Origin of the sequence: Nocardiopsis protaetiae (assembly GCF_045446735.1) — a bacterium.
Classification (GTDB): domain Bacteria; phylum Actinomycetota; class Actinomycetes; order Streptosporangiales; family Streptosporangiaceae; genus Nocardiopsis; species Nocardiopsis protaetiae.
In genome coordinates this window covers 1-4745 of record NZ_JBJJBV010000393.1, presented here as the reverse complement: position 1 = coordinate 4745, position 4745 = coordinate 1, and the positions used below count along the sequence as shown (strand labels likewise).

Annotated in this window: 6 protein-coding genes; 5 read left to right on the top strand and 1 reads right to left on the bottom strand. The window is 72.1% G+C overall.

The annotated features are described in order from the left end of the window. Nucleotides 1–1090: M1 family metallopeptidase (locus ACJOT3_RS32620; RefSeq protein ID WP_406976984.1), on the bottom strand; the 1090-nt coding region annotated here is incomplete at its 3' end. A gap of 235 nt (nucleotides 1091–1325) precedes the next feature. Here ACJOT3_RS32620 and ACJOT3_RS32615 point away from each other — a divergent pair. The 5 genes from ACJOT3_RS32615 to ACJOT3_RS32595 all read left to right on the top strand — a co-directional run bounded on the left by ACJOT3_RS32615 (nucleotide 1326) and on the right by ACJOT3_RS32595 (nucleotide 4698). After that, nucleotides 1326–1961: a mycothiol-dependent nitroreductase Rv2466c family protein gene (locus ACJOT3_RS32615; protein WP_406976983.1), complete on the top strand. Its 636-nt coding sequence runs from the start codon at nucleotides 1326–1328 to the stop codon at nucleotides 1959–1961. Nucleotides 1962–2195: 234 nt separating this feature from the next. Then, complete coding sequence (locus ACJOT3_RS32610) at nucleotides 2196–2354, top strand: hypothetical protein (protein ID WP_406976982.1); 159 nt, start codon at nucleotides 2196–2198, stop codon at nucleotides 2352–2354. Between the two features lie 92 nt (nucleotides 2355–2446). Continuing rightward, on the top strand, nucleotides 2447–3862 hold the full coding sequence (locus ACJOT3_RS32605; RefSeq protein ID WP_406976981.1) for an aldehyde dehydrogenase family protein: 1416 nt from the start codon (nucleotides 2447–2449) through the stop codon (nucleotides 3860–3862). 128 nt (nucleotides 3863–3990) lie between these two features. Continuing rightward, nucleotides 3991–4137 (top strand): hypothetical protein, encoded by a 147-nt coding sequence (locus ACJOT3_RS32600; RefSeq protein WP_406976980.1) that lies wholly within the window; start codon nucleotides 3991–3993, stop codon nucleotides 4135–4137. A gap of 93 nt (nucleotides 4138–4230) precedes the next feature. Next, entirely contained in the window at nucleotides 4231–4698 is a 468-nt protein-coding gene (locus ACJOT3_RS32595) for a ribose-5-phosphate isomerase (RefSeq protein ID WP_406976979.1), read from the top strand. The last annotated feature ends 47 nt before the right edge of the window (nucleotides 4699–4745 follow it).

The window sequence follows — 4745 nt, the reverse complement described above, 5'->3', positions numbered from 1 at the left end:
CGATCGGGTGGGTGGAGGGCAGCTGGTCCTGGCGCAGCGCCCAGGCCTTCTCCACGTTCGCGAACGTGGTCCAGGCGTCCGTCCACTTGGTGGCGTTGGCCTGGCAGTACACGCTGGCGTAGGTGGCGAAGGACTCGTTCAGCCACAGGTCGTCCCACCAGCGCATGGTGACCAGGTCGCCGAACCACATGTGCGCCATCTCGTGCAGGATCGTCTCGGCGCGCCGCTCGTAGCGGGCGTCGGTCACCCGGGAGCGGAAGACGTAGTCCTCCAGGAAGGTGACGGCGCCCGCGTTCTCCATGGCGCCCGCGTTGAACTCCGGCACGAACAGTTGGTCGTACTTGCCGAAGGCGTACCGGACCCCGAACAGGTCGTGGAAGAAGTCGAAGCCCTGCCTGGTGACCTCGAACAGGGCGTCGGAGTCCAGGTGCTCGGCCAGCGACGCCCGGCAGAACAGGCCCAGGTCGATGCCGTCGTGGCTGTCGCGCACCTCGTGGTACGGGCCCGCGACCAGCGCCGTGATGTAGGTGGACATGCGCTCGGTGGCGGGGAAGTGCCAGCGCACCCGCTCCTCGCCCGCGGCCTCGCGCGCCACGTCGGGCGCGCTGTTGGACACCACGGTCCACGACGGCGGCGCGAACACGGTCAGCTCGAACGTCGCCTTCAGGTCCGGCTGGTCGAAGCACGCGAACATGCGGTGCGCGTCGGCGGTCTCGAACTGGGTGTACAGGTACACCGAGTCGTCCACCGGGTCCACGAACCGGTGCAGGCCCTCACCGGTGCGCATGTAGGCGGCGTCGGCCACCACGGTCAGCTCGTTGTCGGCGGCCACCTCCGGCAGCGTCAGGCGCTCGCCGTCGAACAGCTCGGCCGGGTCCAGCTCCGCCCCGTTCAGCGTCGCCGACAGCACCCGGGGCGCCGCCAGCTCCACGAACGTCCGCGCCCCGGGCTCCGAAGAGGAGAAGCGGACCACGGTGGTGGATCGGAAGGTCTCGTCACCGGTGGTGAGGTCGAGTGCCACCTCGTAGGAGTCGACGCTCAGAATGCGCGCCCGCTCCCGAGCCTCGTCCCGGGTCAGGTTCCCTGCCACGCCACGCTCCCTCCACGGCCGCCGTCGTCGCCGGCCGGATCGCTGCACCGGGTGCGACGGCCCGGACCGGGGGGAACACCTCGGGGCGGAGCGTCGTCGGGGCCGGTGGATCGGTTGTCGATTCGGCTCCGATCCTGCCACGCACCGGGGCGGAATGCGCAACCGAAATCGAAGGTTGTAGCGCTACGTCGACCCCCGCGGGGCGCCGCCCCGACTCTCTTGCGAGGAGCACTCCATGACGCAGACCACCACGGACGCGGGCGAGCAGGACATCGCCTACGCCGACATGTGGTTCGATCCGGCCTGCCCCTGGGCCTGGATCACCTCCCGCTGGCTGCTGGAGGTGGAGAAGGTCCGCCCGGTGCGGGTGCGCTGGCACGTGATGAGCCTGAGCGTCCTCAACGAGGGGCGCGACCTGCCCCAGGAGTACCGGGACCTGCTGGACAAGTCCTGGGCCGCGGTGCGCGTGTGCGTCGCCGCCGAGCAGCGCTTCGGCCCCGAGGTCCTGGGCGCCCTCTACACCGCCCTGGGCACCCGGTTCCACAACAACGCCGAGCCCCGCACCGAGGAGACGATCCGCGCCGCCCTGGCCGACGCGGGCCTGCCCGAGGACCTGGCGGAGGCCGGCGGGTCCACCGGGTACGACGAGGCCCTGCGCGCCTCCCACGCCGAGGCCATGAAGCTGGTCGGCGAGGACGTGGGCACCCCCGTCGTCCAGGTCGAGGGCGTCGCGTTCTTCGGCCCGGTCATCACCCCCACCCCGCGCGGGGAGGAGGCCGGGAAGCTCTGGGACGGCGTCCGCCTGGTCGCCGGGACCGAGGGCTTCTTCGAGCTCAAGCGCACCCGCACCCGCGGCCCCGTCTTCGACTGACCGGCCGCGAGGCGCCGGCGGGGTCCTGGAGGCCCGGAGGAGACGTCTTCGAGGAAAGGCCTGTGGCCGAAGGCCGTCCGTTGGGGACCTTCTGATTCTTGACGGGTGGGCGGAGCGGAGGGCCGAAGAAGCACAGCGCGGCGCGCCGGGTCTCGGGTACGGGGTCCGGCGCCCGCGGGTGCACACTGGAGGGGGCCGCTGCGGCGGCCGTCCACGACGATGAAAGGACCGGCCGTGCCCGGACCCGACGACGACCGCAGGGTCGAGTTCCTCGACGACCTCGACGTCCTGCCCGACACCACCTCCGACGAGGGCGCGCTGGGCTGGGGCGACGACGCCTCAGACGACTCCACCGCCCGCCTGATCGCCGAGCGCCCCCCGCACTGGGACTGACGGACCCGGACCGGGCCCGGCCGCCATCGGTGGATCGACCGGTCGGACACCGCCCACTGGCCGACCGAATCCGGTTCTGCGACAGTGGGGGCATGCGATCCCTCTACATCGACGGCGCCTGGCGCGACTCCGCCTCCGACGAGGCCCTGGACGTGATCGACCCGGCGACCGAGCAGGTCATCGACACCGTGCCGGCCGGAGACCCCAAGGACGTCGACGCCGCGGTGGCGGCCGCCGCGGCGGCCCTCCCGGCCTGGTCGGCCTTGGCCCCGGGCCGCCGCGTCACCCACCTGGCCCACGCGCTGGACCTCTTCAACGAGCGCATCGACGCCATCGCCGCCGTGCTCACCCGGGACATGGGCGCGCCGGCGAAGTTCGCCCGCACCGTGCAGGCGGGCCTGCCCGCCCTCATGTTCCGCACCTACATCGACCTGGTCGAGGAGACCGGCGAGCGCTACTTCGAGGGCGAGGAGCTGGGCAACTCGCTCATCGTCCGCGAGCCGGTCGGCGTGGTCGGCGCCATCACCCCGTGGAACTACCCGCTGCACCAGATCGTGCTCAAGGTCGTGCCCGCCCTGCTCGCGGGCAACACGGTCGTCCTCAAGCCCAGCGAGGTGGCCCCGCTGAGCGCCTACGCCCTGGCCGAGGTGTTCCACGACGCGGGCCTGCCCGCGGGCGTGTTCAACCTGGTCTCGGGCACCGGGCCGGTCGTCGGCGAGGCCATCGCCGCCCACCCGGGGGTCGACATGGTCTCGTTCACCGGCTCCACCCGGGCGGGCGTGCGCGTCTCCCAGGTGGCCGCCGAGACCGTCAAGCGGGTCGCCCTGGAGCTGGGCGGCAAGTCGCCCAACGTGATCCTGCCCGACGCCGACCTCACCGCCGCCGTCAAGCGCGGCGTCGCCGACGTCATGCGCAACACCGGCCAGAGCTGCAACGCCCTCACCCGCATGCTCGTCCACCGGGACTCCTACGAGGAGGCCGTCGCCCTGGCCGCGCAGGCCGCCGCCAAGTACGTCCCCGGCGACCCCGGGGACGAGTCCACCCGGCTGGGGCCGCTGGTCTCCGCGGCCCAGCTGGACAAGGTCCGCGCCTACATCGAACTCGGTGTCCGGGAGGGCGCCCGCCTGGTCACCGGCGGCGCCGAGCCCGTCGACGGCCCCGGCTACCACGTCCGCCCCACGGTCTTCGCCGACGTGCGCAACGACATGCGCATCGCCCAGGAGGAGATCTTCGGCCCGGTCCTGGCCCTCATCCCCTACGACACCGAGGAGGAGGCCGTGGCCATCGCCAACGACACCGTCTACGGCCTCAGCGCCGCGGTGTGGTCGGGAGACCCCGAGCGCGGTCTGGCGGTCGCCCGCCGCCTGCGCGCCGGGCAGGTGGAGCTCAACGGCGGCGCGCTCAACCCGCGCGCGCCCTTCGGCGGCTACAAGCGCTCCGGCAACGGACGCGAGTGGGGGCTGCCGGGCCTGGAGGAGTTCTGCGAGGTCAAGGCCGTACAGATGTGACCGCCGGGTGTGGCCGGTCTCACGGCCCGGAACGGTTCATACCAGGAATCGGCCCCGGTGAGAATCGCGTTGTGGGGTGTGGAAAAATTCCGACTGGATCCCCTGGTCGAACCCAATCGAGGTGTGAGTTGAGCAACAAGCCCGCGGTCTCCAAGGCAGGACCCCTCGGCAAGGACGTCAAGATGATCGTGATCAGCAACGTGATCGCCATCGCCTCCATGGCCCTCTTCGCCGTGCTGGGTCTGACCGTCGCGGCCGCCGCAGGCGCCGCCTGACCCTCGGTCACCGACGTGTCCGACGCCCCGCCCGTCCCCTCGACGGGCGGGGCGTCGTGCGTCCCGACCCCGGCGACCTGCGACACTGTGTCCGTGCGTGTTTACCTTGGATCAGATCATGCGGGCTATGAGCTCAAAGAACACCTCGTCTCCTGGCTGAAGGAGCGCGGTCACGAGGTCGTCGACGCCGGACCGTTCGTCTACGACGCGGTCGACGACTACCCGCCCTTCGTCCTGCGCGCCGCGCAGGGCGTCGCCGCCGACCCCGGTGCGCTGGGCGTCGTCATCGGCGGCTCGGGCAACGGCGAGCAGATCGCCGCGAACAAGGTCGCGGGCGTGCGCGCCGCGCTGGCCTGGAGCGAGGACACCGCCCGGCTGGCCCGCGAGCACAACGACGCCAACGTGCTCGGCATCGGCGGCCGGATGCACACCCTGGAGGAGGCCACGCGCTTCGTCGAGGTGTTCCTGGAGACGCCCTACAGCGACGAGGACCGGCACACCCGCCGCATCGCGATGCTGACCGCCTACGAGGAGACCGGCGAGCTCCCGCCCCTGCCGTAGCCCCCCGCCGGGAAGCCCCTCCCGGCGCGTCCGGGAACCGTGCGCCC

Bases quoted from the DNA above. Each gene is read 5' to 3' on its own strand.
- ACJOT3_RS32615 (WP_406976983.1), top strand. From the start codon at position 1,326: ATGACGCAGACCACCACGGACGCGGGCGAGCAGGACATCGCCTACGCC.
- ACJOT3_RS32605 (WP_406976981.1), top strand. From the start codon at position 2,447: ATGCGATCCCTCTACATCGACGGCGCCTGGCGCGACTCCGCCTCCGAC.